Raw genomic sequence first — 25,270 nt, forward strand, 5'->3', positions numbered from 1 at the left:
GATGTAGCTGAAATGGATGAACGACTCTGTACGGGCTTCTGTGAGTCAATGAGGGCAGTAATTCATAGTATAGAGGATGTATACAGGAGATATGGATACGAACGAAGCAACTAGATTTCTGAAATACCTGACGCATAAAAATATACACGATAAATATGTTTCGGACCAAGACCATTTGTTTCAGCTATACCCTGAGAAGGGGCGAGATGGATTGGTCCCAAGGAAGGCACAGCTAGGACGATTGGCGTCGTCCCTCAAAGATTTCGAAAAGGCTCAAGAAGACGGTTATGCAATTGGTGTCACTGTCAATTTCGTTACGGGCAACAATCGGGTAAATGAAAACGTCCTGTATTACCGTGCTGTCTGGCATGACGATGACGGCAAGGGCTTCAATGGAGACGACCTACCGGAACCAACTCTTGTTATCGAGACCAGTCCTAATCGATTCCATCGTTATTGGTTTATCGACCGAAGCAAGGGCGAGATGACGACAGACGAATGGACGGGCATTATGGGAGTCATGGCCTGTGTGCATGGTTCCGACAAGGGACACCCTTGCCAAGCTCTCCGGTTGCCCGGGTCCTATCATCAGAAGGGCGAACGTCATCGTGTCGAGATCGTTGGCGGGACTGAAAATCTGTATTCTGTATCTGAACTGCTGGAAGCCTTCGGGACGATGGCGGATTACGGTCTAGATGAGGTTGATGGTGTTCGAGCAGCGCCGATTCCTGTCGATTGGGAGCAGGACCGCGAGCGGATAGCAAAGGCCCTAAAGTCCTTGTCTTCCGATAGTCGGGATAAATGGTTTGCCTATGGCGGGGCGATACATGACGCCTGTGGTGGTGCCATCGAAGGATTTCGGATTTGGGATGATTGGTCCCGAACTTCCGAGAAATATGATCCGGCTACCCAGGTTGAATATTGGAACAAGGAATTTCCAAAGCGAGGGAATGCCTCCAACAAAACTGGTCTCGGGACGATTTTCCGGGATGCCATCGAAGCAGGTGCTAACCCGGATAATGTCTTTCTACTCCCCCATGAGGAGCAGCAACCCGAGTACGATTACATCGATTTCTCGACCGCAAAGCTTGATGATGACGAGTTTCCGAAAGCCGTCATAAACGAGGTACGAAAGACATTTGACGGGTTCGGCCATAAGCCTTCTGAGGCGCACTATGGCGGATTGGAGGATATTGCCAAGACGTTCCACAGGATGGCTGGCGGGGCTCTCGCGCCCAATTTTTTCCTAAGCGCACTGCCTTGCGGGATGGGAAAGACGACGGTCGTAACCGAATGTACCAAACAGCTTTTGGATTGGCCGACGTATAAGAACGCTGGCGTCATTTATTTTCTGTCGAGGATTGTGGAAATCAACACTCTTGTCGAGCGTATGGGACTATCGAAAAATGACTTCGCGGTTCTGGTCTCGGAAGGCCGACAGGGCGACGTCAAAAACCACGGCAACCCCGAGCCGACGAAAGCCAGAATCCTCTTTACGACACACGAGCAACTGAAGAGGCGGCTTGAAGGGGGACAACAGTTCGAAGAAATCGACAAGCTCTTTTACCGGGGTCATCCTCGCACGGTTCGTATCTGGGATGAGACGATCACCCCGAGCATGGCGCTCACTTTGGAGAGGCGTAAGGTAGGACGACTGCTGGACGCTTTAGCTTCTAATGGCTTCGGTTCGCTAGCCGATGAGTTGGAGGAATGGGCTCTCAGCATCAAGGGAAAGAAGACCGGCGATAAAGTTGAAGTCCCCGACGTCAACAGTGTTGTTACGGACCTTCAGAACTTCCGAGACATGTTCGGTGACGACGACAGAGACATTGCAGAAGCACTCTGGAGATTGTCTGGACATCAGGCACGAGTCCGAACGGAAAACCTCCCGAAAGAGGCGAACGGAGTGATTACGCTCGACTACGAGGATAATCTCCCTAAGGACCTGACCCCGATGCTAATCCTTGATGCAAGCGGGGAGCTTCGGAAGACATACGCCTTCTGGGAGAAGTACCGGAAGGACTTGGGCGGCTCGCTAAAATTCCTGCGTTCGCCCCCGAAAACATATCATGGACTGACGATCCATCATTGGAACAAAGGGGCTGGTAAGGCTGCGAGCAACGATTGGAAGAAAGCACCGGAGATTGCGGCAGGTGTCATCACAGCAATCAATACCTGCGTTCCGGTAGGCGAAGAGGTCCTTGTCATCCATCACAAGCCGAAGAAGGTCAAAGGTAGGGCAGGACCGGATATGGAAAATTTGGTCAAGCCGGATAACGGTTTGAACCCCAATGCTAAGGTCCGTTTCCTTACTTATGGGAACCATACGGCGACAAACGAATTCGCTCACGTCAAACACGTCGTCCTTGCTGGTATCCTCCAATACAATGAGGCTCAGTACGAGGCGTATGGACGAGGTGCGAAGAAAATCCAAACGGACGATGAATTTTCAGACAATGACCTGCAAAGTGTTCGTGTCGGAGAGATCGCCCATAATATCTTTCAGGCCGCTTGCCGTGGTCAGGTTAGGAAGGCGGAGAATGGTGATTGTCCAGAAGGGTGCCACCTTTGGATCATCTTCCCGAACGACAGAAAGAAAGGCTTCTCTCAGAACCATCTAGCGAGGGTCTTCCCTCGGGCTGAAATCGTCAATTGGGAGCCGTTCGGAAAGCAGCTTACCGGGAAAGCTAAAGAGGTACTTGAGCATGTACAGGGCGTATTTGCTGGCAACCCGAATGCCGAACTGAAGGTATCGGATGTCAGGGATTGGGTGGAGATGCAGAAGCCCAACTTTTCAAGGCTGATCAACGGAGAGGATATGAAAACCTCACTCCAAGCCGAAGGCATTGAGCTTGTAGCGGGGAGTGGTAGGACTGGGTCGTACTTCCGCAAAGTCTCAGCTAAATCCTTGCCGTGGGAGACCGGAACGCAAGAGGGTGCGGGGCTTTAAGCTTCTAGTTCGAGGAAAAGAAATGGGGTCATTTGCTTATAAGAGGGTCTATATAAGGGTTTGACCCCCTTTTGCCTGCTTGTGTTATCATTCGCTTATAAGGGTATATCTATATAAGGTTTTGATAACGCTACGCACCGGGGATATCATGGGGATGGAGGCCGGGGATACTATAAGGGTTTCCGTTTCGAGAGCTTGAGACAGCCCTTCTTCTTCCCCTCGTACCGGTGAACGGAGTGAACCTTAAGCCCCGCCTGACGTCCTTCGATATCCAAAGACGATGAATAGGGCAGCGCCGGTAATCGCGCCGAGCACTGGTAAGTAGATATCTGTTGTCACCTCGTTCCATAGCCACCCGCTGAAGCTTCCTAGAAGCCACTTTTTGGGTTCGCTTAGGTAAGCAGCTATGACCGCAATCAATGCGCCTGCAACAGTCGAGGCAGTAATTCTAATTATATAGACCCTATCGAATTGCATAATCTTGCTGCCCCAAGAGAGTTTGTTCCCGTTTTCTGAGAAAAATCCCGTCATTCGCTGACCGATGAGCTTACTTCCAATTTTAACCAGCAGCAGAATAACAATAACATTCTTGCCGATCTCGAAAATGTTATTTATCAGCATATCGTTATAAGACGCACCATCAGCTACCACAGCACGAAGCAATCTTTGCGCTTGACGATATGTGCCAAGTGGACCGCCCCTCAGATCAACGACAGCCCTCGTCAGCTCTTCTTCAAACTGAGGCGTCGGGAGGGAGCCTAAATAAATGACCTGAAGCAAAAGTTGTTTACCGGGCAAAATCGAACCACCATACGCGCCGTTGACAACAGTATTGCCGCGAACCCATGTGGCACCCGGTACGGCTTCCTTGAGCAAACCAACGCTCCAAGACAGCCATCCTTCCTGTGAGGCCTCTTCATTAGTCTGTTTGGATAACGCTGTTGCGAATTCCTTTTGGGCCTGCAATTTCGCTATGCCATTTAGGGCTTGTTCCTCCGCGAATGTGACTTGTCCTGCCATCAAACAAAACAGGATACAGAGGAAGATTGGTTGAAAGCCTCTGACGTTCTTCGGTCCGATTCGTTTCATGATTTCCGCCCATTGGGTTGTGGCGAAACACATGCATATTCAACTTTAAGAGTCGAGGGCTTCTCCCGTGAATATTGGGTATCGTCCAAACGACGGAATTTCTCTGAGAAAATTTCAGGGTGCCATACACTATACACCCTTGGGGACCGAACCCCCTGCTACCCCCCTGAAGGGCTTTTCGACAGGGTGAGGATATTCTCTGTATCAATGTGAGCGAAAGCGAATACCCATCGAGCACGCGGGCCGTCGTTCATGCCGGTCTAGCTCAGAGATTCTTCTAATCGTGCCCGCTCATGCCAACGTCATTAGATTTATGCCGCTTTAGCTCAGTTGGTAGAGCCAGCGAGCTTGTCGAGCGCGGGTTAGTGTTCGATATCTAATTGAATATGCACAGGGAATAGCAAAGGGAAGTGGTGCCGCTTACGTGACTCGAACACGTGACCCCATCATTACGAATGATGTGCTCTACCGACTGAGCTAAAGCGGCCTCTCGCGGAGCATTCGGTTCGGCCCCGCGATTTGCATGGCGCTGATACAGTCTATGTTATCAGATTTCAAGCGCTCAAATCGCCAATTGGCAAAAAAGCGGGATGCTTGTGAAAAAAGAGCCGCCTTTCAGCGTCGGTCAAAGCGCCAGCCGGGCGCGTGCATGCCTATATTCGGCTTCCAGACGGTCGACGAGGGCGGCAACGGGCTGGATGGATTTGATGGCGCCGATGCCCTGGCCGGAGCCCCAGATATCCTTCCAGGCCTTTACGCCGGTCGTAGCGGCCTCGAAATCCATCTTCGAGGGATCGGCCTCGGGCAAGTTGTCCGGGTCGAGGCCGGCGGCGCGGATCGAGGGCTTCAGGTAATTCCCAAGGACGCCGGTGAAATAGTTGGAATAGACGATATCGGCGGCGGTTCCCTCGACGATCGCCTGCTTGTAGGCGTCGGCCGCGCGCGCTTCTTCGGTCGCGATGAAGGGCGAGCCGATATAGGCAAGATCAGCGCCGGCCGCCTGGGCGGCCAGGACGGCGCCGCCGGTGGCGATGGCGCCGGCGAGCAGCAGCGGCCCGTCGAACCATTCGCGGATTTCCTGCACCAGCGCAAAGGGCGACAGCTGGCCGGCATGGCCGCCGGCGCCGGCCGCCACGGCAATCAGCCCGTCAGCTCCCTTGCGGATCGCCGAATTGGCATGGCGGTTGTTGATGATGTCATGCAGCACGATGCCGCCATAGGAATGCACGGCGGCATTTACTTCCGGCACCGCGCCGAGCGAGGAAATGACGATCGGCACCTTGTATTTCACGCAAAGCATCAGGTCGTGTTCCAGACGCTTGTTTGACGTATGGACGATCTGATTGACCGCAAATGGAGCTGCCAGACGCTCCGGATTTGCGGCATTGTGCGCGGCAAGATCCTCGGTGATCATGGCAAGCCATTCGTCGAGCTGGCTTTCCGGGCGTGCGTTCAGCGCCGGAAACGAGCCGACGACGCCGGCCTTGCACTGTGCCAGCGTCAACGCGGGATGAGAGATGATGAAGAGAGGCGAAGCCACGACCGGCAGGCGCAGGCGCTCGGTCAATATGGAGGGGAGGGCCATGAACATCATCCCTTTTGACGTTTACGAAAACGTCAAAAGGGATAGCAGATGTCCGTCGAGAGGGGAAGATGGCGGAAGACGCAAGCAACCGGCAATAGGCAATAGTGCTTGATGGTCTCGGCCCGATGCCTTCGCCTATCACCTACCGCCACCCCATTTGCGTCGTCTTTGCCGTTTATCCCCGCCCGAGTGCCCTTAACCCATGCCGGAGGCTTGCGTATTGCAAAACTGGGCGTTACCGAATCCGGTTAACGGATGATGAAAATATGGCTGCCTTATCGGTAGAGTATGCGCGTATGTTGCGAGTGAGAATAAAGGATCTGATGTGAGCGGATTAGAAACGGCTATCAGAAGCGCCTTGGAGCGGTCCGATCGCGCCAATCCGGAAATTCGGGCTCGCATCTATCAGTCGGCACGACAGGCGCTGGAAGCGGGCCTTCGCAAGCAGGACATTACCGATGTCAACGTGATCGCCGCCCAGCGCCAGCGTCTGGAGGCGACGATCCGCGAGATCGAGGCCGAAGAGCGTGCCCGCCCCGTGCAGGCGATGCCGGTTTCGCCGGAGCTGGAAGCTCCACATGTTTCTCCTTCTGCACCCAGGCCCGATGCAACGCAGGCCGCAGCACGGCCGCAGGAGCCTGTCATGAGCGTGCGCGGAGAAACACGCGATCCGCCAATGTCGGCAGGCCCCGCCGTTCCGGCGGAACCGACGTCGGCCGAGCTGGCGGGACGTGAAGGTGATTTCGGCGATATGCGCGCCGGCCCAGCCGATCATCTCGGTGCGGACAGTGATGTGCGTCCGACGGCCGATGCGCCGCCGGCGCGGACGATGAATTTCAAGCCGGAGCGCGCGGCCGTGCGCCGCAAACCCCGCAAGTTCTTCTCACGCCTGCTCGTCTTCTGCATCCTGCTTGCCTTCCTTGGTGTCGGCGCCTGGTGGATCAAGACCTCGGGCCTGCTCATGTCTGCCTCCCAGAGGGATACAAGCGTGCCCAACCCGCCGGCACATGTCGATTCGCAGGATTTCAGCGGCAACAGCAACGACGACGATACCTCGGATCAGGACGACAACAGTGGTCCGGTCAATCCGGGCCTGGCGACCATCGATCCACAGAACAGCTTCTCGGCGGAATGGCTCGAGATATTGAAGCCCACCGATGCGCCGAAGGTGACGACCGGCCCGCAGTCGAAGGCTGAAAACGTGTCGGAGAACGAGGGAGCCGCCGTGCGGCTGACCTCGCTCAGCAGCGGTTCGGACGGCAGCGGTTCGATCGAAGTGCCGGTCAATGTGCTGCAGCAGATGGCGGGCAAGGCCTCGACAGTGGCGCTGACCTTGCAATCCACATCGGATGCGCCGACGCAGATCACGGTGGAGTGCGATTTTGGCTCGCTCGGGCGCTGCGGGCGTCACCGCTTCACGGTCAGCCGGCAGAAGACGGATGCGCTGTTCCAGGTCCAGTTCGATCGTTCGATGGCGCCGACCAGCTCGGGCCGTCTGATCATCAACAGCGATGTCGATGGCAAGGCCCGCGGCGTCAACATCTACGCCATCCGCGTATTGCCCGGGCAATAAGCCCGGGCCGCGTGCCCTTGGCCGTTAGAGCAATTCCAGGAAAAGTGCGCAGCGGTTTTCCGTCCGGAATTGCGTAAAAGCAAAAGGCTTTAACTGAGAATGTCCGAGCCCATGCCAAGGATCTTCTCGTCGATCTTGCCGATGGCCTTCTTGTCCTTGCCGTCATAGTCGAGCGTCAGCAGAATGTGACGGACAAGGTTCAGGCGCGCGCGCCGCTTGTCGTTGGCGCGGATGACGGTCCAGGGCGCGTGATCGGTATGCGTGTCCTTCAGCATGCGATCGCGCTTTTCGCTGTAATCCTTCCATTTCGGCAGGGCGGCGATATCCATCGAGGAAAGCTTCCAGACGGCCCGCGGATCGTGGCGCCGGTCGTGGAAGCGCTTCAGCTGCATCTCCCGGCCGATATCGAGATAGAATTTGAAGAAGTAGATGCCGTCCTGAACGATGAGTTTTTCCATCTGCGGCGCCTGCTTCAAAAACTGCTCGTATTGCTTCGGCGTGCAGAAGCCCATGACCGGCTCGACGCCGGCGCGGTTGTACCAGGAGCGATCAAAGAGCACGAATTCGCCCGCCGTCGGAAATTGCGCGACGTAACGCTGGAAATACCATTGCCCGGCTTCGCGATCCGTTGGCTTGGTCAGTGCCACGACGCGCGCCAGGCGAGGGTTCATATGAGCAGAGGTCGCGGCAATCGAGCCGCCCTTGCCGGCGGCGTCGCGCCCTTCGAATAGCGCCATCACCCGTTTGCCGGTCGCCTGCAGCCAGAACTGTACCTTGATGAGCTCGATCTGCAGCGCTTTCAGCTCATCGAGATATTCGTCTTCCTTGAGCTTCTTGTTGTAGGGATAGCCGCCCGAGGTCAGCGCCTCGTCATCGATCCAGCTCGGCAGGATGGGATCATCGACATCGAATATGCGCTTGACGCCACGAATATCCAGTTCCACCGCGCGGCTTTCTGGTTTGTCTCCCATATGTCGGCTCCTCGGCTGTTTACGCTGCGTTAACCCTGCCGCTTGGCTGCGGCAAAAAAGCTCCGCGAGGAAACTGGAGCTTTTATCCAATAGTTTCAAGCCCTTTGCCGTCGCCCTGTTTTGCCGGCTACATTTATTCTTGTCAGTTGCGGGCTTCTGTGGATAGAGCCGAATACTTCTGTCATGAATCGCAGATAAGACGCGGAATCCAGCATTCCATGATGGTAGGCGAAGGGACGGGCGCAGTTGGAAGACGAATGGTCATTTGTCAGGAAGTTGGCAGTGCGGTTGCGGCAGGAGAGCGCCATCCTGGTTCTGGCGACGCTGATCGCTGCGCTCGCCCTCGTTGAAGGCATCAACACCGGCGCCGTATTCTGGATCTGGGCGATCGTCATGATCGTCACGCTGCTTCGCCCGCCGCTGGTCGAGAGGGTGGTGGTACCGCCGCAGGACGAGCCGGCTCCTGTTGATCCGCAGGCTGTGCTACACACCGCCTTTGCCGGGTTGGCGGCACTCGACATGCCGGTGCTGATCATCGATCGTGAAGCGTCGGTGCTGGTGCAGAACATGGCCGTCGAAAAAGCCTTCGGCGCCTTTCCGATCGGAGCACATATTTCCTCCAAGCTACGCTCGCCCGGCCTGCTCGACATGGTGCGCGAGACCATCACCACCAATACGCCGAACCAGATCGAGCATTCCGAGCGTCTGCCCTCGGAGCGGGTCTATGTCGTGCGCATCGCGCCGATCCATCTGCCTGAGATCGACAAGGAGGAGGATGCCCTCTTTCTGCTCTCCTTCCGCGATATATCCGAGCTGCGCCACATCGACCGCATGCGCTCCGATTTCGTCGCCAATGCCAGCCATGAGCTGCGCACGCCCTTGGCATCGCTGCGCGGCTTCATCGAGACGATTCAGGGGCCGGCCAAATCCGATGCCAAGGCGCAGCAGCGTTTCCTCGGTATCATGCTCGATCAGACAACCCGCATGAGCAGGCTGGTCGACGACCTCCTGTCGCTGTCGCGCCTGGAATTGAAGTCGCACATCGCACCGGATCAGAAGGTGGATCTTGTCCCCCTGCTTGGCCATGTGCGCGATTCCCTGCTGCCGCTTGCCGGTGATCTCGATGTGACCATCAATCTGCATTTGCCTGCGGGCAAGGTAGAAGTATTGGGCGATCGCGACGAACTGGTGCAGGTCTTCGAGAACCTGATCGAGAATGCCTGCAAATACGGCCAGGAAGGGAAGTCAGTCGAGGTTTCGCTGCTGAGTGGTGCCGGCCAGGCCGTCGAGGTCGTCATCTCGGACAAGGGGCCGGGGATACCCGCAGAACATGTGCCGCGCCTGACCGAGCGCTTCTATCGCGTTAACGTTGAGGACAGCCGGTCCAAGAAGGGAACCGGCCTCGGGCTTGCCATCGTCAAGCATATCCTGACCCGACACCGCGCCAGACTGATCGTCAAGTCGGAAGTTGGAAAGGGAACCGACTTTACGGTCCGCTTCTGAGAAGCTCCGTGAAACGCTCTTTTGACCACTGATTTATCCAAATAATATCAGATAGATGGTCTGTCATAATTGTTTCACTCGCCTGACATAAAAGGGCGGTGTTTTCGCCAGTAAGAATGGACTGCTGAAAAAGTGGATGTGGCGTCCACCTCAGCGCTCTTCAAAGCTCATTAGGGGGATTCGTTATGAATGCTTTGAAAATATCCATTCTTGCGCTGGTTGCATCGGCTGCCCTTGCGGGAACTGCAGCCGCCCGCGATCAAATTCAGATTGCCGGCTCATCGACCGTATTTCCATATGCCAAGATCGTTGCCGAAACTTTCGGCGAGACCTTCACCAACTTCAAGACCCCTGTGGTCGAGTCCGGCGGCTCCGGAGCCGGCCTGAAGGAATTCTGCAAGGGCGTCGGAACGGATTCCATCGATATCGCCAATTCGTCGCGCCCGATCAAGGACAGTGAAGTCGAAGCCTGCAAGGCCGCCGGCGTTGCTGACATCCAGCAGGTCAAGATCGGCTATGACGGCATCGTCTTTGCCTTCGACAAGAGTAATCCCGACATCAAGTTCGAGCCGGTCGATCTCTACAAGGCGCTTGCCGCCGAAGTGGTCGTCGATGGCAAGCTGATTGCCAATCCTTACAAGAAGTGGTCCGAGATCAATCCGTTGCTGCCGGATTTTGAAATCGCCGCCTATATTCCGGGCGAGAAGCACGGCACGCGCGAAGTCTTCGAAGAGAAGGTGCTCGCCGCCGGCTGCAAGGCTTCCGGCGCCGCTGATGTCATCAAGGCCGCGGTTTCCGATGCTGGCCAGCAGGCCAAGAAATGCATAGCCGTGCGTAAGGATGGTGTCGCGGTCGATATCGACGGCGACTATCCCGAAACGCTGGCCCGCATCAATGCCAACAAGCATGGCATCGGTGTTTTCGGCCTGTATTTCTTCCAGAACAACGCCGACAAGCTGAAGGTCGCCACTGTCAGCGGCATCGTGCCTTCGGGCCAGACGATCGCCGATGGCACCTATCCAGTGTCGCGGCCGTTGTTCTTCTACGTCAAGAAGGCCCATCTGGGTGTCATCCCTGGGCTCAAGGAATATGTCGATTTCTTCACGAGCGATCAGATGATCGGACCGGACAGCCCGCTGGCGGAATATGGCCTCGTGCCGGCGCCGGATGCAGAACGCGACCAGATCCGCAAGGATTTCTCGGGCGGGAAGATCATGTGAGTGCGTAAGGATCGAGCACCGGCGCGGCTTGTTGCTGCGCCGGGGTTCGCCGGGGAATGGGAATGAGTGTATCGCTGCTGCTGCTCTGCTTGTCGGTCTTCGGCGCCTCCGCTTTCGTGCTGGGGCGGGTGAGGGCGGCTGCGCTGTCGGGCGGCAGGTCTTCGTCCATGCATTCCCGGCTTGGCTACCACGGAGCCTATGCTGCCATCTGGGCGGTGCTTCCGGCTCTGGCGCTCGTCTGTGTCTGGCTGATCGTCAGTCCCATCGTCATCGATCGCCTGGTGACCAAATCTTTTCCGGAGGAAGTTCAGTCTCTGCCGCCGGCCGAACTCAATCTCAGCTATGGCATGGTGCGCAGCATCGCCCACGGCATGCGCATGCTCGATAGCCAGGAGCTTGCCGATGTCGATAACGGCAAGGCCGATCTTCAGTTGCTGTTGGCGCAGAAGGGCGTCCCCCTCGCCGTTCGCCCCACCGGCTACATGATCGATGCCGCCAGCAAGTATAACTATATGCGCGAAGTGAGCCGGATGGTGATGTCGGCGGCGGCGATCATCCTGTCGCTGCTGTGCGCAGCCTATGGCTTGTGCGCCATCGCGCCGCGTTTTCGCGCCCGCAATCGTGTGGAACAGGTCATTCTCGGCGCCCTGATCGTCGCCTCCTCCATCGCGGTGCTGACGACGGTCGGCATCGCCGTTTCCATGCTTTCGGAAGCGGCGCGCTTCTTCAGCATGGTGCCGGCCAACGAATTCTTCTTCGGCACTGTCTGGGATCCGCGCTTCACCGGCGCCGGTTCGCAGACCTCGGGCACCTTCGGCCTGATCCCGTTGCTGGCCGGCACGATCTATATCGGCTTCGTCGCCATGCTGTTTGCCGTGCCCATCGGCCTTTTTGCAGCGATCTACATGGCCGAATATGCCTCGGCGCGCGTGCGCTCCATCGCCAAGCCGATGCTGGAGGTTCTGGCCGGCATTCCGACCATCGTCTACGGCTTCTTCGCGCTCATCACTGTCGGACCCTTCCTGCGCGATATTTCCGCCGAGATCGATGGCTTGATGACCGGGAGCTACAAAAGCTTCATCGAGGCGCAGAGCGTTTTGACAGCCGGCTTCGTCATGGGCGTGATGCTCATCCCTTACGTCTCGTCGCTGTCGGACGATATCATCATGGCCGTGCCGCGCTCGCTTCGCGACGGCTCGCTTGGCCTTGGCGCCACGCGTTCGGAAACGGTCAAGCGCGTTCTGCTGCCTGCAGCTCTTCCCGGCATCGTCGGCGCATTGCTCATGACAGCGTCGCGGGCGATCGGCGAAACCATGATCGTGGTGCTGGCAGCCGGCGTGGCCGCGCGCATGCAGCTCGATCCCTTCGAGCCGATGACGACGGTCACGGTGAAGATCGTCAATCAGCTGACCGGAGATCTGGAGTTCACTTCGCCGCAGACGCTCGTTGCCTTCGCGCTCGGCATCACGCTGTTCTGCCTGACGCTGTGCCTCAACGTCTATGCGCTCTACATCGTCCGTCGATACAGGGAGCAATACGAATGAGCGACATCGTATCCTCCTCTCAGCTCAACATGCCGCGCGGACTGACGCCGGGTACGTCTGTGCGCCGCGATATCGGCATCGCCAGGCGCTATGCTGCCGAACGCCGCTTTCGCGCCTATGGGATAACGGCCGTCATCTTTGGCCTTATCTTCCTCATCATCCTGGTCTCGACCGTGGTCCGCACGGGCTATACCGCCTTCGTTCAGACCTCGATCACCCTGCCGATCGAATTCACCGAGAAGGTGATCGACCCGACTGCCAAACGCACCAGCGATCCGAAGGTACTGATCGCTGCCAACTATCCGGTGCTGGTGCGCGACGCCCTGGTGAAGGCGCTTGGCATCGATCCGGCCAATCGTGTGCTCGTTCGTGAAGCGATGGCGATGGTGTCGGATGGCGCGAGGGTCGCATTGCGTGACCGGGTCGTTGCCAATCCTTCGATCATCGGGACGACCCAGAGCGCCACTTTCCTTGCCAGCGCCAACATCGATTCCGCCAACAAGGGCCAGATCGATCTTACGGTCGACGAGAAGGATCGCAAGGTATCCGATCGGCAGGTCGCCTGGATGAAACAGCTCAGCGATAGCGGCGCACTGTACAAGACTTTCAACAGCGGACTCTTCGTATCGGGCAATTCGAGCCGGCCGGAGGCCGCCGGTCTCGGTGTGGCGTTGATCGGCTCGCTCTATCTGATGCTGACCGTTCTCGTGCTCGCCTTGCCGGTCGGCGTTGCGGCGTCGATCTATCTGGAGGAGTTTGCGCCGAAGAACCGGCTGACGGATCTGATCGAGGTCAACATCAACAATCTCGCGGCCGTGCCCTCGATCGTCTACGGCCTGTTGGGCCTCTCGGTCTTCATCAACATGATGGGTCTGCCGCGTTCGGCCTCGCTGGTCGGCGGGCTCGTGCTGAGCCTGATGACGCTGCCGATGATTATCATCGCCACGCGCTCGGCATTGCGTGCTGTGCCGCCATCGATCCGCAGCGCGGCACTCGGGCTGGGTGCGTCACGCATGCAGATGGTCTTCCATCACGTCCTGCCGCTCGCCATGCCGGGCATCCTGACGGGCACGATCCTCGGGCTTGCCCATGCGCTCGGTGAAACGGCGCCGCTGCTTTTGATCGGCATGGTCGCCTTTGTCGCCAACTATCCGGCATCGCCTCTCGATCCTTCGACGGCGTTGCCGGTGCAGATCTACATGTGGGCGAGCGAAGCCGAGCGTGCCTTCGTCGAAAGAACGTCCGGGGCCATCATCGTCCTGCTCTTCTTCCTCGTCGCAATGAACATCGGCGCGATCCTGCTGCGCCGCCGCTTCGAGCGGCGCTGGTAAGGGAGGGCCGTGGGATGAACATGATGACGGAAGCCGCAAGCGAAAAAGCATTGACCAAGAGGATGATGACGATCCCCTACAAGATGATCGGCCAGGACGTTTCGGTCTTCTATGGCGATAAGCGCGCGCTCTTTGACGTCAATCTGAAGATCCGTGCAAATACGGTCACGGCTCTGATCGGCCCTTCCGGCTGCGGCAAGTCCACCTTCCTGCGCTGCCTCAACCGCATGAACGATACGATCGAGACCTGCCGCGTCACCGGCAAGATCACGCTCGACGATCAGGATGTCTATGACAACAGCATCGATGTCGTGGAATTGCGCGCGCGCGTCGGTATGGTTTTTCAGAAGCCGAACCCGTTCCCGAAGTCGATCTACGAAAACGTTGCCTATGGCCCGCGTATTCACGGCCTGCATCGCTCGAAAGCCGATCTGGAGCATATCGTCGAAACCAGCCTGCAGAAGGCCGGTCTCTGGGGCGAAGTGAAGGATCGGCTTCACGACGCCGGCACCAGCCTTTCGGGCGGTCAGCAGCAGCGCCTCTGCATCGCGCGCGCTGTCGCGGTTAGCCCGGAAGTTATCCTGATGGACGAGCCGTGCTCGGCGCTCGATCCGATTGCAACAGCCAAGGTCGAAGACCTTATCCACGAGCTGCGGGAAAATTTCACCATCGTCATCGTGACGCATTCCATGCAGCAGGCAGCCCGCGTCTCGCAGCGCACCGCAATGTTCCACCTCGGCCATCTGGTCGAGGAGAACGACACCGATAAGATGTTCACCAATCCCGACGATTTCCGCACGCAGGATTACATCATGGGCCGTTTTGGTTGATGATGTCAGGCGCGCGGCTCATTTCACACAGTTCACCTTGAGGATAGAAAAATGGTCTCCACTCACATTCTCTCTGCTTACGACGAAGACCTGAAGTTCCTGACGCGCCGCATTGCGGAAATGGGCGGCCTGGCCGAGCAGATGGTTAGCGACAGCGTACGTGCGTTGGTCAACAGCGATGCCGGCCTCGCACAGAAGGTTATTTCCGACGACGTCGTTCTCGACCATGCCGAGCGCGAAGTCGGCGACAAGGCGATCGTCACGATCGCTCGCCGTCAGCCGATGGCAGCCGACCTGCGCGAAATCATGGGTTCGATCCGCATCGCCTCCGATCTGGAGCGTGTCGGCGATCTCGGCAAGAACACCGCCAAGCGCGTCATCGCCGTTCAGGGCACCGGTGTCCCCCGCCGTCTCGCCCGCGGCATCGAGCATCTCTCCGAACTGGCGCTGAGCCAGCTCAAGGAAGTTCTGGACGTCTACGCGACCCGGTCGCCCGACAAGGCCGTGTCGATCCGCGAACGCGACGAGGAAATCGACGCCATGTACACCTCGCTCTTCCGCGAGATGCTGACCTACATGATGGAAGATCCGCGCAACATCACCACCTGCACGCATCTTCTCTTCTGCGCCAAGAACATCGAGCGCATCGGCGACCATGCCACCAATATCGCCGAGACGATCTATTACATGGCGACCGGCGCCCAGCCCGAAGGCGAGCGCCCGAAGGACGATACCGCCAATACCGTCGGCGCGGTGACGGAATAATCTGGAAGCGAAAAAGGAGACCAAAGGCGCATGGTTCCGAGAGTTGCTGTTGTAGAAGACGAGGAAGCGCTCAGCGTTCTGCTGCGCTATAATCTTGAGGCCGAAGGCTTCGAGGTCGACACGATCCTCAGAGGCGATGAGGCCGAGCTGCGTCTCCAGGAGCGCATCCCCGATCTCCTGATCCTCGACTGGATGCTCCCCGGCGTGTCCGGTATTGAGCTCTGCCGCCGGCTGCGTATGCGGCCGGAGACGGAGCGCCTGCCAATCATCATGCTGACGGCCCGCGGCGAGGAAAGCGAGCGCGTGCGCGGGCTTTCGACCGGCGCGGATGATTATGTCGTCAAGCCGTTCTCGACGCCGGAGCTGATGGCCCGCGTCAAGGCGATGTTGCGGCGTGCCCGCCCGGAGGTTCTCTCCACGGTGCTGCGCTGCGGCGATATCGAGCTGGACCGCGAAACCCATCGCGTCCACCGCAAGAGCCGCGAAGTGCGGTTGGGGCCGACGGAATTCCGCCTGCTGGAATTCCTGATGTCCTCGCCGGGCCGCGTCTTTTCGCGGTCGCAGCTGCTCGACGGCGTATGGGGTCACGATATCTACGTCGACGAACGCACCGTCGATGTCCATGTCGGCCGCCTGCGCAAGGCGCTTAATTTCTCCAATATGCAGGATGTCATCCGCACCGTTCGCGGCGCGGGCTATTCCATGGAAGCCTGAGCGCAAGCCGCTCAGGCATCAACATTACTGCGTCACGCGTCTTTCAAGACGCGTTAAGGTCGCTGTAACCTCTTAAATTATGCAGTCGCGGCGGAAATAGAAAAACGGGCCTCGAGGGGCCCGTTTCTCTTTGGTTTTGCTTATGGCTTTCAGCCGTTGTTGCGCCGGCGATCATGCACGGGCTGGTAGGCCATGCGCTGATGATAGGTGCAGTAGGGCGACGAATCCGGGCTGTCATTGCCGCAAAAGTGAAAATCATCCTTCAGCGGGTCGCCGACCGGCCACTTGCAGGTGCGTTCCGTCAGCTCCGTCAGGCCGAGGCGGCGGGAGATCGGAACGACGACGTTCGATGCCGGGCGATATTGGATTTCGTTGACGGAATCGACCTCGATCTCTTCCTTCAGCATGGTTGCGCCCTGCTGGCGGGTGACCACCGCGCGGGTTGCAACGCGCGATCCGTAGGTCGCGGCGCGAGGCGCTGCGGCGCTACGCTTCGGCGTGCGCGCTGCGGTTGCCGTGCCGCCAGCCTTCGCTCGGCCGGGAAGGTTCAGGCGGTGCACCTTGCCGATGACGGCATTACGGCTCACGCCACCGAGCTGCGCAGCGATCTGGCTGGCGCTCAACCCTTCGGACCATAGCTTTTTCAGCTTCTCGACGCGTTCGTCTGTCCAATTCATGCCCTGTCTCCGCTGTCGCGTTTCCGATGGCAGAATCCCTCACCATTGCCTCGCATGGTAACAAGGCGCGAAACGCTCTAAAATTGTGGTGACTAGTTCCGCCGCATGCAGTCTAGCAATTGGTTTTTAACCTAGTGTGAGGCTGACTCCGTGACAAGAGTCGCGGGAATCTTGAGGAATCGATTTCGAGGTTTTCCCCAACTTGCTGTCCAGGCGTGGCATTTCTGCAATAGGCGCCGCCGAACCCAGCTCTTTTGCCCGCAAGCGCTATCTCGCACCTGCTAAAACGCCAGTTTTGTTGACATCGCGGTGCAAAACATCAATAGTGCCCAGGCCGCCGCAAGGCGGCATTTTTGATTTTTTCGGACCCGTTTCATCAAACGGAAGCGATCGGTCCTTAAAGTTGTGATCGAGGAGAAATGGCCATGGCCGAGACCACGCCGCTTTATGACACCTATATGCGCGCTCCGCTACGGTTCGAGCGAGGCGAGGGCGTCTGGCTGGTCACCGAAAATGGCGAACGCTACCTCGATTTCGCAGCCGGCGTCGCGGTCAACTCGCTCGGTCACGCCCATCCTCATCTCGTCGCCGAATTGAAGGCACAGGCCGACAAGGTCTGGCACCTGTCCAACCTCTATGAGGTGCCCGGTCAGGAAAAGCTGTCGAAGCGGCTGACGGAAGCGACCTTTGCCGACAAGGTGTTTTTCACCAATTCGGGCGCCGAGGCGCTGGAATGCGCCATCAAGACGGCGCGGCGCTATCAATTCGCCAAGGGGCATCCTGAAAAGTTCCACATCATCACCTTCGAGGGCGCCTTCCACGGTCGCACCATCGCGACGATCGCCGCGGGCGGTCAGGAGAAGTATATCGAAGGCTTCGGCCCGAAGGCTCCGGGCTTCGACCAGGTGCAGTTCGGCGATCTCGATGCCGTGCGTGCCGCCGTCACGGATGCGACAGCCGCGATCCTGATCGAGCCGGTGCAGGGCGAAGGCGGCATCCGCCCGGCCACCAACGAATTCCTGCGCGGGCTGCGCCAGATCTGCGACGAGCACGGCCTGCTGTTGATCCTCGACGAAGTACAGTGCGGCGTCGGCCGCACGGGCAAGCTCTTTGCCCATGAATGGGCCGGTATCAAGCCTGACATCATGGCGGTCGCCAAGGGTATCGGCGGTGGTTTCCCGCTCGGTGCGTGCCTTGCGACGGCGGAAGCTGCTTCCGGCATGAAGGCGGGCACTCACGGCTCGACCTATGGCGGCAATCCGCTCGCCATGGCGGTCGGTAATGCGGTTCTCGACATCGTACTCGCCGAAGGCTTTCTGCAGCATGTGCGCGATGTCGCGCTGGTGTTCCGCCAGGGGCTCGCGTCGCTCAAGGATCGCTTCCCGGATATCATCGAGGATGTTCGCGGCGAAGGCCTGATGCTCGGCGTCAAGGCGGCCATTCCGCAGGCGGATCTGCTGCAGGCAGTCCGCGCCGAGCATCTGCTTGGCGTGCCGGCCGGCGACAATGTCATCCGTCTTCTGCCGCCGCTGGTCGTCACGGCCGAAGAGGCGCGCGAAGGTCTTGCCCGTCTCGAGCGCGCTGCCGAACGCGCACGCGCTGCCCGCACCAAAAAATCGGCTTGAGTTTACCGCCCGCAAATGGGGCGTTCGTGCCCCACGCGGGCGTTATTGTTTTTTCTGGAGTACAGGTAAGGACATGGCTTCTCCGAAACACTTTCTCGACCTCTCTGCCGTTCCGGCTGCCGATCTGCGCAATATCATCGACGATGCGATCGTCCGAAAGAGCGCGCAGAAGGCCGGCACGGCCGACAAGCCGCTCGCCGGCAAGATGCTGGCGATGATCTTCGAGAAGCCGTCCACCCGAACCCGCGTCTCCTTCGATGTCGGCATGCGCCAGTTGGGCGGCGAGACGCTGTTCCTCTCCGGCACCGAAATGCAGCTCGGCCGCGCCGAGACGATCGGCGACACGGCCAAGGTGCTGTCGCGCTATGTCGACGCGATCATGATCCGCACGACCGACCACTCCCGCCTGCTGGAGCTGGCGGAGCACGCGACCGTCCCGGTCATCAATGCGCTGACCGACGACACGCATCCCTGCCAGATCATGGCCGATATCATGACCTTCGAAGAGCATCGCGGCCCGATCAAGGGCAAGACGGTCGCCTGGACGGGCGACGGCAACAATGTACTGCATTCGCTGATCGAAGGGGCGGCTCGTTTCGGCTATCGCATGAATATGGCGGTACCCCTTGGTTCCGAGCCCAAGGATCACTATCTGAACTGGGCCCGCAACGAGGGCGCCGAAATCATGCTCTCGCATGATGCAGACCGTGCGGTCGCCGGCGTCGATTGCGTGGTAACCGATACCTGGGTTTCCATGAATCAGGAACACCGGGCTCGCGGTCACAACGTCTTCCAGCCCTATCAGGTCAACAAGGCTTTGATGGCACAGGCCGGCAAAGACGCGTTGTTCATGCACTGCCTGCCCGCCCATCGCGGGGAGGAGGTGACGGACGAGGTGATCGACGGTCCGCAATCCGTTGTCTTCGATGAGGCGGAAAACCGCCTTCATGCGCAAAAGTCGATTCTTGCTTGGTGCCTGGGCGCGATCTGAAGATATCAAACCGCGTCTCAAGGGCGCGGGCGCAGTAGGAGTAAAGCAATGGCCGAAAATGCCGCAACGCTGGGTCAGTTCGATTTTGCCGGTGACGATCATGTCGTTCCCTTCCAGGTGGAAGGGTTGGATGTGCGCGGCCGTGCCGTGCAGCTTGGTCCGCTGCTGGACGCGATCCTCGCCCGGCACGACTATCCGACGCCGGTTGCGCGCCTTCTGGCCGAGGCGATCGTCCTTACCGTCCTGCTCGGCACATCGCTGAAGTTTGAAGGCAAGTTCACCGTGCAGACCAAGGGCGATGGTCCCGTCGACCTTCTGGTCGCCGATTTCACGACGCCGGAAAATGTTCGCGCCTATGCCCGCTTCGACGAAGAGGCTTTGGCAAAGGCTGTCGCCGAAGGCCGGACAGAGCCCGAGCAGCTGCTCGGCAAGGGCGTGCTCGCCTTCACCATCGATCAGGGGCGTTTCAGCCAGCCCTATCAGGGTATCGTCGCGCTCGATGGTGCCTCGCTCGAGGAGATCGCCGGTACTTATTTTCGCCAGTCGGAACAGATACCGACGCGCGTGCGCCTCGGCGCTGCAGAACTCTTCGATCGCGACGAGAATGGCAAGCCGCGTCACCGCTGGCGCGCGGGCGGCCTGATTGCCCAGTTCCTGCCGGAAGCTCCAGAGCGCATGCGCCAGCCTGATCTTCACGGCGGCGACGGCGACGAGGGTCTGCGCGATCATGTCGAGGACGACGCCTGGGCGGAAGCGCGCAGCCTGGTGGAAACCATCGATGCCGACGAGTTGACGGACCCGCAGGTGGGCACCGAGCGGCTTCTCTACCGTCTCTTCCACGAGCGCGGCGTACGCGTCTATGAACCGAAGGCCGTCTACGATCGCTGTTCGTGCTCGCGTGACAAGCTGAAGGGCGTCTTGAAGGGTTTTACGGCCGAGGAAATCGAGGCCAGCCAGGAGAATGGCGAAATCGCCGTGACCTGCGAGTTCTGCTCGACGACCTATCGCTTCGAAGTGGCTGAAATAGAAGCGGCTTGACGCTGCCCGGTTGCGGCGGCTCAGTTCAGCGTGCGCAACAGGTTCGGCGTATCCAGCGAAAAGGCGGGGATCTTGACATGGAAGAGTTCCCCGTCGTCCGTTTCCATCTGGTAGTGGCCAAACATCATGCCTGACGGGGTGTCCAACGGGCAGCCGGAAGAATATTCATAGGTATCACCGGGTTTCAGATGCGGCTGCTCGCCGACGACGCCTGGCCCCGTCACTTCATCCACCATGCCGTTCATGTCGGTGATGTGCCAGTAGCGCGTCACCAGTTTCACGGCCTGCTCCGAGTGGTTGGAAATGACGATGCGGTATCCCCAGACATAACGATCATCGTCCGGATCGGATTGCTCCTCCAGATAAAACGGCTCTACAACCACTTCGATGTCGCGTGTTAGGGCGCGATACATGCCTGATACCTTGCCACTGCTCTGAAACGTTGAGCGCTCCATGAAGCCCTCATTGTCGTTTCAGCATTTTCAAGTCTGCGGCATATTATCCGCTTTCCACCGCTCCCGCAAAGCGCGGGATATTTAGCGGTATCCTATAACCAATCCATTCCGTCAAGGAACGGCGTGATGAAATCTGGCTCATGGTGCCGGACCGTTCTGAAATTCAGCTATTACGGCCGATGAAAAAGGTTAGTCCTTTCTTCTCAAAGTATCTTGTTTCGCTCGTCATTTAATCTCGTCTACCATAATGCCCGCTGACGGAGCATGCGGCGGGCAGATACGCTTGCCGCAATTGCTGGTGCACTTCAATGATCGGTCGTCACATCTGATCACCGGCTGTTAAAATCTCCCGGCCATATAACCCCTGTTCTTTCTTTATGTTCCTTGGAGGGAACTTGCCCGGATTCCCTGCCAGGAGGATTTCGGCTATGATCTGATTCTGGCATGGCCCGTGCCTCCCCCCTCCACTCGGGAAAGTATATTTCATGCGGGGCCGTCGATATCCAAACCGACTGTTTGAGCACCTGGCATAAGGAGGGGTTGCGGTCATTGCTCGCAATAGGAGGTTTAGATGAGGCTTTCTGCCCCTGTTTATCATTTGAAGCGTAAGGCGAAGCTCCTGTCTCGCCAGCAGAATATCCCCTTGCACGCCGCGCTGGATCGCGTCGCGGCTGGTGAAGGTTTTGAAGGCTGGAGCTTGCTTGCAAGTAAAACCAGCTCAGCCGTGCCAATCGGCGAGTTGTATTCGCGTCTGAGCCCGGGCGATCTGGTGTTAGTCGGCGCGCGGCCCGGCCATGGCAAGACCTTGATGAGCTTGAGGCTCGCCGTCGAAGCCATGAAGGCCGGCAATCGCAGCGTCTTCTTCACGCTGGAGGACACGGAAAAGGTCGTTCTGGACCGTTTCCCGGTCATCGGTGCCGATCACGCGGAATTTGCCGATCTGTTCGAGTTCGACAATTCCGACGCCATCAGTGGCGACTATATCGTCGAGAGGCTGGCCCAGGCGTCGCGCGGCACGCTGGCGGTGATCGATTTTCTGCAGCTGCTGGATCAGAAGCGTGAGAAGCCGGAACTGATGATCCAGGTTCAGACGTTGAAGGCGTTTGCGCGTGCGGGAGGTGTGATCGTCGTCTTCATCTCGCAGATCGACCGGTCTTACGATCCGGCGCTGAAACCCGTGCCCGATCTTGCGGATGTTCGCCTACCGAATCCGCTGGATCTCGGGCTGTTCGACAAGATGGTCTTCCTGAACAACGGTCGGGTTCAGTTCAAGGCCGCCAGCTGACGGCTGCCGTTCCTGCCATCGCCCGATGAGATGAAGGCAGGTCGAGCCGCCCGGAGAAAATCCGGGCGGCTCGATTGATATCAGGCGGAAACCTGCTCGAGCGCGCGGGCGAAATCCTCGACCAGATCGGCGCTGTCTTCGATGCCGGCGGAGAAGCGCACGGTGCCCGGCGAAATGCCGAGCTCGGCGCGGGCCTCGTCGGTGAGGTTCTTGTGCGTCGTGGTGGCCGGATGGGTGATCAGGCTCTTCGAGTCGCCGAGATTGTTGGAAATCTTCACGATCTCCAGTGCGTTCTGCAGCTTGAAGGCCGCTTCCTTGCCGCCCTTGAGCTCAAAGGCGACGAGGGTCGAGCCGCCGCTCATCTGCTTGGCGATGATATCGGCCTGCGGATGGTCCTTGCGGCCCGGATAGATCACGCGAGCGACCTTGTTTCCCTGCTCGGCGAGGAAATCGGCTACCTTGGAGGCGTTCGCCGTCTGCTGCGCAACGCGCAGCGGCAGCGTTTCGATGCCCTTCAGCAGCGTCCAGGCCGTAAACGGCGACATGGCCGGGCCGGTGTGGCGGAAATAGTCCTGCAGGTTCTCGTCGATCCACTGCTTGTCGGAGAGGATGACGCCGCCCAGCGAACGGCCCTGGCCGTCGATATGCTTGGTGGCGGAATAGACGACGATATGGGCGCCGAGTTCCAGCGGCTTCTGGAAGAGCGGCGTCGCAAAGACGTTGTCGACCACGACCTTGGCGCCGATCTGGTTGGCGAGCTTGGCGACGGCTGAGATATCGACCACTTCCAGCGTCGGGTTGGTCGGGCTTTCGAGGAAGAAGACCTTGGTATTCGGGCGGATGGCCTTTTCCCAGTTCTCGGTGAAGCGGCCGTCGACCAGCGTGCATTCGATGCCGTATTTCGGCGCGAGCGTCTCGACCACCCAGCGGCAGGAGCCGAAAAGGGCGCGGGCAGCGACGATATGATCGCCTGCCTTCAGCTGGCAGAGGATGGCGGCGGAAACGGCGGCCATGCCCGAAGCCGTGGCGCGAGCATCTTCAGCGCCTTCCAGCGCGCACATGCGCTTTTCGAACATGTCGTTGGTCGGGCTGCCGTAGCGGGCGTAGATGAAACCGTCCGTCTCGCCCTTGAAGCGAGCTTCCGCCGCTTCCGAGGTGTCATAGACGAAGCCCTGGGTCAGGTAGATTGCTTCGGAGGTCTCGCCGAACTGCGAACGAAGCGTTCCGTTGTGTACGAGCTGGGTTGCGGGGCGCCAAGTCTTGCTCATGCCATCACCACTTTCAAAACAAAAAAACCGGTCGCGAAAGCAGACCGGTTCAACCCCGGTCTTTTTAGCCATTTGTTTAACGTGGCTGCAAGCCGACCGGCCAAATCACCACGGGATAAGTTGCAATACTGCCGTTGACGGCTTGCGTCAATTCCCCGAGTTTGGTTTTGTCTGCGGCAAATTATGAGAGAAGCATGATGGCTCGCAATACTGGAATTCTGGCCGACCGCGCCATTGCAGCGCTCTTCGAAACGGGGCGGCTGACGAGCGAGAGAGAACTGGATGTCGATCAGATCCAGCCGGCAAGCCTTGATCTGCGGCTCAGCTCGCATGCTTTTCGCGTCCGCGCCAGCTTCATGCCAGGCCCGTCGCATCTGGTCGCCGACAAGCTCGACCGGCTGAAGCTCCACGTCGTTGATCTCTCTGAAGGCGCAGTGCTCGAGACCGGCTGCGTTTACATCGTGCCGCTGATGGAGCGCCTCGACCTGCCCGAAGACATGTCGGCTTCGGCCAATCCGAAGAGCTCCACCGGCCGTCTCGACATCTTTACCCGCGTCATCACTGACCGGGCGCAGGAGTTCGACAAGATCCCGGCCGGCTATTCCGGCCCGCTCTATCTCGAAATCAGCCCGCGCACCTTCCCGATTGTCGTGCGTCGTGGTTCGCGCCTGTCGCAAATCCGCTTCCGCGTCGGCCAGGCCCTGCTCACCGAGCCGGAACTTCTGGCGCTGCACGAGACGGAAACGCTGGTTGCCAGCAAGAAGCCGAATATCACCGGCGGCGGCATTGCATTGTCGATCGACCTCGCCGGCGACAAGGAAGGGCTGATCGGCTATCGCGGCAAGCACCACACGGCGGTCGTCGATGTCGACAAGAAGGCGCAGCACGATATTTTCGATTTCTGGGAGCCGCTCTATAGCCGTGGCCGTACCGAGCTGATCCTCGACCCGGACGAGTTCTATATCCTCGTTTCGCGCGAAGCGGTGCACGTTCCCCCGCACTTTGCCGCCGAAATGACGCCGTTCGATCCGCTGGTCGGCGAATTCCGCGTCCATTATGCCGGCTTCTTCGATCCGGGCTTCGGCCATGCGCCGGCCGGCGGCCGCGGCAGCCGCGCGGTGCTCGAAGTGCGCAGCCATGAGGTGCCCTTCATCCTCGAGGACGGCCAGATCGTCGGCCGCCTGATCTACGAACACATGCTGGAACAGCCGAGCAGCCTCTACGGCTCCGGCCTTGGCTCCAACTACCAGGCACAGGGCCTGAAGCTCTCGAAGCACTTCCGGCTCTAGACGTCCACCGACCGGCCTTGACAGAGGCCGCCAACTGTTGGACATCTCAAAGATGCAGGCGGGTGTAGCTCAATGGTAGAGCAGCAGCTTCCCAAGCTGAATACGAGGGTTCGATTCCCTTCACCCGCTCCAACCCCCAGTTTGACTCGCTTGTTCTCTGTATCATTGGGGGGAAGAACTAGCCTTGATCGACCACATAACCATCGAAGTCAGCGATCTCGATAGGAGCAAGGCTTTCTATGAGCGGGCTTTCGTGCCCTTGGGGTACGGCCTGTCCTTCGGAAAGGAAGGCGTGTTCTGGGCGTTCGACGTCGGTGATGGCAGCCTGTTCGAGATCCAGCACACCGGTAGCAAACAACCTTTGACGCACCTGCACGTCGCCTTCCGGGTTGAGAATAGGGCGCAAGTCGATGCCTTCCATCGCGCCGCGCTCGAAGCCGGCGCTAAGGAGAATGGTGCTCCCGGCCCGCGTCCGGAATACACCGCGGATTACTATGCCTGCTTCGTCCTCGATCCCGATGGCTATAATATCGAGGCGATGGTCAACAGACCCGGCGTCTGATTGCC

The 25,270-nt window shown here is 58.8% G+C and carries 21 protein-coding genes, 2 tRNA genes and 1 riboswitch; of the genes, 16 read left to right on the forward strand and 7 right to left on the reverse strand.

Going from position 1 to position 25,270, the window contains the following annotated elements; all coding sequences use genetic code 11:
- The first annotated feature begins 91 nt into the window (after positions 1 to 91).
- Positions 92 to 2,950, forward strand: a complete 2,859-nt coding sequence (locus ABOK31_RS00645; protein ID WP_349957392.1) for a PriCT-2 domain-containing protein — start codon at positions 92 to 94, stop codon at positions 2,948 to 2,950.
- A 243-nt stretch (positions 2,951 to 3,193) separates the two neighbouring features.
- Here ABOK31_RS00645 and ABOK31_RS00650 read toward each other — a convergent pair whose 3' ends face one another.
- The 3 genes from ABOK31_RS00650 to ABOK31_RS00660 all read right to left on the reverse strand — a co-directional run bounded on the left by ABOK31_RS00650 (position 3,194) and on the right by ABOK31_RS00660 (position 5,624).
- The gene (locus tag ABOK31_RS00650; RefSeq protein WP_349957393.1) at positions 3,194 to 4,039 is read right to left on the reverse strand and encodes a hypothetical protein; all 846 of its coding nucleotides are present in this window, start codon (positions 4,037 to 4,039) and stop codon (positions 3,194 to 3,196) included.
- A gap of 411 nt (positions 4,040 to 4,450) precedes the next feature.
- Positions 4,451 to 4,526: transfer RNA gene (locus tag ABOK31_RS00655), tRNA-Thr, on the reverse strand.
- Positions 4,527 to 4,664: 138 nt separating this feature from the next.
- Positions 4,665 to 5,624: a nitronate monooxygenase family protein gene (locus ABOK31_RS00660; RefSeq protein ID WP_349957394.1), complete on the reverse strand. Its 960-nt coding sequence runs from the start codon at positions 5,622 to 5,624 to the stop codon at positions 4,665 to 4,667.
- Between the two features lie 325 nt (positions 5,625 to 5,949).
- Here ABOK31_RS00660 and ABOK31_RS00665 point away from each other — a divergent pair, with 325 nt between their 5' ends.
- Positions 5,950 to 7,197, forward strand: a complete 1,248-nt coding sequence (locus tag ABOK31_RS00665; RefSeq protein ID WP_174175465.1) for a hypothetical protein — start codon at positions 5,950 to 5,952, stop codon at positions 7,195 to 7,197.
- Between the two features lie 89 nt (positions 7,198 to 7,286).
- Here ABOK31_RS00665 and ppk2 read toward each other — a convergent pair whose 3' ends face one another.
- Positions 7,287 to 8,168 (reverse strand): polyphosphate kinase 2, encoded by an 882-nt coding sequence (gene ppk2 / locus ABOK31_RS00670; RefSeq protein ID WP_174175463.1) that lies wholly within the window; start codon positions 8,166 to 8,168, stop codon positions 7,287 to 7,289.
- Positions 8,169 to 8,444: 276 nt separating this feature from the next.
- Here ppk2 and phoR point away from each other — a divergent pair, with 276 nt between their 5' ends.
- The 7 genes from phoR to phoB all read left to right on the forward strand — a co-directional run bounded on the left by phoR (position 8,445) and on the right by phoB (position 16,075).
- A complete protein-coding gene (gene phoR / locus ABOK31_RS00675) occupies positions 8,445 to 9,671 on the forward strand; it encodes a phosphate regulon sensor histidine kinase PhoR (RefSeq protein ID WP_234910425.1) in 1,227 nt (408 codons plus the stop codon).
- A gap of 185 nt (positions 9,672 to 9,856) precedes the next feature.
- Complete coding sequence (locus ABOK31_RS00680; protein ID WP_174175459.1) at positions 9,857 to 10,891, forward strand: substrate-binding domain-containing protein; 1,035 nt, start codon at positions 9,857 to 9,859, stop codon at positions 10,889 to 10,891.
- 62 nt (positions 10,892 to 10,953) lie between these two features.
- Positions 10,954 to 12,435, forward strand: a complete 1,482-nt coding sequence (gene pstC / locus ABOK31_RS00685; protein WP_174175457.1) for a phosphate ABC transporter permease subunit PstC — start codon at positions 10,954 to 10,956, stop codon at positions 12,433 to 12,435.
- Positions 12,432 to 13,766, forward strand: coding sequence for a phosphate ABC transporter permease PstA (gene pstA, locus ABOK31_RS00690; protein ID WP_349957397.1), 1,335 nt, complete (start codon positions 12,432 to 12,434; stop codon positions 13,764 to 13,766). The genes pstC and pstA overlap by 4 nt, the downstream gene beginning before the upstream one ends.
- A gap of 14 nt (positions 13,767 to 13,780) precedes the next feature.
- Entirely contained in the window at positions 13,781 to 14,596 is an 816-nt protein-coding gene (pstB, locus tag ABOK31_RS00695) for a phosphate ABC transporter ATP-binding protein PstB (RefSeq protein ID WP_174175453.1), read from the forward strand.
- 51 nt (positions 14,597 to 14,647) lie between these two features.
- On the forward strand, positions 14,648 to 15,361 hold the full coding sequence (gene phoU / locus ABOK31_RS00700; RefSeq protein ID WP_075855303.1) for a phosphate signaling complex protein PhoU: 714 nt from the start codon (positions 14,648 to 14,650) through the stop codon (positions 15,359 to 15,361).
- Between the two features lie 30 nt (positions 15,362 to 15,391).
- On the forward strand, positions 15,392 to 16,075 hold the full coding sequence (phoB, locus tag ABOK31_RS00705; RefSeq protein ID WP_004128368.1) for a phosphate regulon transcriptional regulator PhoB: 684 nt from the start codon (positions 15,392 to 15,394) through the stop codon (positions 16,073 to 16,075).
- 149 nt (positions 16,076 to 16,224) lie between these two features.
- Here the strand turns inward: phoB and ABOK31_RS00710 are convergent, their stop codons facing one another.
- A complete protein-coding gene (locus ABOK31_RS00710; RefSeq protein WP_174175451.1) occupies positions 16,225 to 16,752 on the reverse strand; it encodes a GcrA family cell cycle regulator in 528 nt (175 codons plus the stop codon).
- Between the two features lie 425 nt (positions 16,753 to 17,177).
- Between ABOK31_RS00710 and ABOK31_RS00715 the strand changes: the two genes are divergently transcribed.
- From ABOK31_RS00715 to ABOK31_RS00725, 3 genes are all read left to right on the forward strand, one after another.
- The gene (locus tag ABOK31_RS00715; RefSeq protein ID WP_174175449.1) at positions 17,178 to 18,377 is read left to right on the forward strand and encodes an aspartate aminotransferase family protein; all 1,200 of its coding nucleotides are present in this window, start codon (positions 17,178 to 17,180) and stop codon (positions 18,375 to 18,377) included.
- Positions 18,378 to 18,450: 73 nt separating this feature from the next.
- Positions 18,451 to 19,368 carry an ornithine carbamoyltransferase gene (gene argF, locus ABOK31_RS00720; protein ID WP_349957401.1) on the forward strand — a complete coding sequence of 306 codons (918 nt, stop codon included), beginning with the start codon at positions 18,451 to 18,453 and terminating at the stop codon, positions 19,366 to 19,368.
- A gap of 48 nt (positions 19,369 to 19,416) precedes the next feature.
- Positions 19,417 to 20,406, forward strand: coding sequence for an Hsp33 family molecular chaperone (locus ABOK31_RS00725; protein WP_174175447.1), 990 nt, complete (start codon positions 19,417 to 19,419; stop codon positions 20,404 to 20,406).
- Positions 20,407 to 20,426: 20 nt separating this feature from the next.
- Here the strand turns inward: ABOK31_RS00725 and apaG are convergent, their stop codons facing one another.
- Positions 20,427 to 20,819 carry a Co2+/Mg2+ efflux protein ApaG gene (gene apaG / locus ABOK31_RS00730; RefSeq protein WP_075855483.1) on the reverse strand — a complete coding sequence of 131 codons (393 nt, stop codon included), beginning with the start codon at positions 20,817 to 20,819 and terminating at the stop codon, positions 20,427 to 20,429.
- Positions 20,820 to 21,432: 613 nt separating this feature from the next.
- Here apaG and ABOK31_RS00735 point away from each other — a divergent pair.
- On the forward strand, positions 21,433 to 22,146 hold the full coding sequence (locus tag ABOK31_RS00735; protein WP_349957403.1) for a DNA helicase: 714 nt from the start codon (positions 21,433 to 21,435) through the stop codon (positions 22,144 to 22,146).
- Between the two features lie 80 nt (positions 22,147 to 22,226).
- Here the strand turns inward: ABOK31_RS00735 and ABOK31_RS00740 are convergent, their stop codons facing one another.
- Positions 22,227 to 23,414, reverse strand: a complete 1,188-nt coding sequence (locus ABOK31_RS00740; protein ID WP_349957404.1) for an O-succinylhomoserine sulfhydrylase — start codon at positions 23,412 to 23,414, stop codon at positions 22,227 to 22,229.
- A 43-nt stretch (positions 23,415 to 23,457) separates the two neighbouring features.
- Positions 23,458 to 23,536, reverse strand: a riboswitch (SAM riboswitch).
- Positions 23,537 to 23,608: 72 nt separating this feature from the next.
- On the opposite strand from ABOK31_RS00740, the gene ABOK31_RS00745 reads away from it, so the two are divergent.
- From ABOK31_RS00745 to ABOK31_RS00755, 3 genes are all read left to right on the forward strand, one after another.
- Complete coding sequence (locus ABOK31_RS00745; RefSeq protein ID WP_174175443.1) at positions 23,609 to 24,703, forward strand: 2'-deoxycytidine 5'-triphosphate deaminase; 1,095 nt, start codon at positions 23,609 to 23,611, stop codon at positions 24,701 to 24,703.
- Positions 24,704 to 24,761: 58 nt separating this feature from the next.
- Positions 24,762 to 24,835, forward strand: a tRNA-Gly gene (locus ABOK31_RS00750).
- A gap of 52 nt (positions 24,836 to 24,887) precedes the next feature.
- The gene (locus ABOK31_RS00755; RefSeq protein ID WP_174175441.1) at positions 24,888 to 25,265 is read left to right on the forward strand and encodes a VOC family protein; all 378 of its coding nucleotides are present in this window, start codon (positions 24,888 to 24,890) and stop codon (positions 25,263 to 25,265) included.
- The last annotated feature ends 5 nt before the right edge of the window (positions 25,266 to 25,270 follow it).

Source organism: Rhizobium sp. ZPR4, from assembly GCF_040215725.1.
Classification (GTDB): Bacteria; Pseudomonadota; Alphaproteobacteria; order Rhizobiales; family Rhizobiaceae; genus Rhizobium; species Rhizobium rhizogenes_D.

Bases quoted from the DNA above. Each gene is read 5' to 3' on its own strand.
- ABOK31_RS00645 (WP_349957392.1), top strand. From the start codon at position 92: ATGGATACGAACGAAGCAACTAGATTTCTGAAATACCTGACGCATAAA.
- ABOK31_RS00650 (WP_349957393.1), bottom strand. From the start codon at position 4,039: ATGAAACGAATCGGACCGAAGAACGTCAGAGGCTTTCAACCAATCTTC.
- ABOK31_RS00660 (WP_349957394.1), bottom strand. From the start codon at position 5,624: ATGGCCCTCCCCTCCATATTGACCGAGCGCCTGCGCCTGCCGGTCGTG.
- ppk2 (WP_174175463.1), bottom strand. From the start codon at position 8,168: ATGGGAGACAAACCAGAAAGCCGCGCGGTGGAACTGGATATTCGTGGC.
- ABOK31_RS00680 (WP_174175459.1), top strand. From the start codon at position 9,857: ATGAATGCTTTGAAAATATCCATTCTTGCGCTGGTTGCATCGGCTGCC.
- pstC (WP_174175457.1), top strand. From the start codon at position 10,954: ATGAGTGTATCGCTGCTGCTGCTCTGCTTGTCGGTCTTCGGCGCCTCC.
- pstA (WP_349957397.1), top strand. From the start codon at position 12,432: ATGAGCGACATCGTATCCTCCTCTCAGCTCAACATGCCGCGCGGACTG.
- pstB (WP_174175453.1), top strand. From the start codon at position 13,781: ATGAACATGATGACGGAAGCCGCAAGCGAAAAAGCATTGACCAAGAGG.
- phoU (WP_075855303.1), top strand. From the start codon at position 14,648: ATGGTCTCCACTCACATTCTCTCTGCTTACGACGAAGACCTGAAGTTC.
- phoB (WP_004128368.1), top strand. From the start codon at position 15,392: ATGGTTCCGAGAGTTGCTGTTGTAGAAGACGAGGAAGCGCTCAGCGTT.
- ABOK31_RS00710 (WP_174175451.1), bottom strand. From the start codon at position 16,752: ATGAATTGGACAGACGAACGCGTCGAGAAGCTGAAAAAGCTATGGTCC.
- ABOK31_RS00715 (WP_174175449.1), top strand. From the start codon at position 17,178: ATGGCCGAGACCACGCCGCTTTATGACACCTATATGCGCGCTCCGCTA.
- argF (WP_349957401.1), top strand. From the start codon at position 18,451: ATGGCTTCTCCGAAACACTTTCTCGACCTCTCTGCCGTTCCGGCTGCC.
- ABOK31_RS00725 (WP_174175447.1), top strand. From the start codon at position 19,417: ATGGCCGAAAATGCCGCAACGCTGGGTCAGTTCGATTTTGCCGGTGAC.
- apaG (WP_075855483.1), bottom strand. From the start codon at position 20,819: ATGTATCGCGCCCTAACACGCGACATCGAAGTGGTTGTAGAGCCGTTT.
- ABOK31_RS00735 (WP_349957403.1), top strand. From the start codon at position 21,433: ATGAGGCTTTCTGCCCCTGTTTATCATTTGAAGCGTAAGGCGAAGCTC.
- ABOK31_RS00740 (WP_349957404.1), bottom strand. From the start codon at position 23,414: ATGAGCAAGACTTGGCGCCCCGCAACCCAGCTCGTACACAACGGAACG.
- ABOK31_RS00745 (WP_174175443.1), top strand. From the start codon at position 23,609: ATGATGGCTCGCAATACTGGAATTCTGGCCGACCGCGCCATTGCAGCG.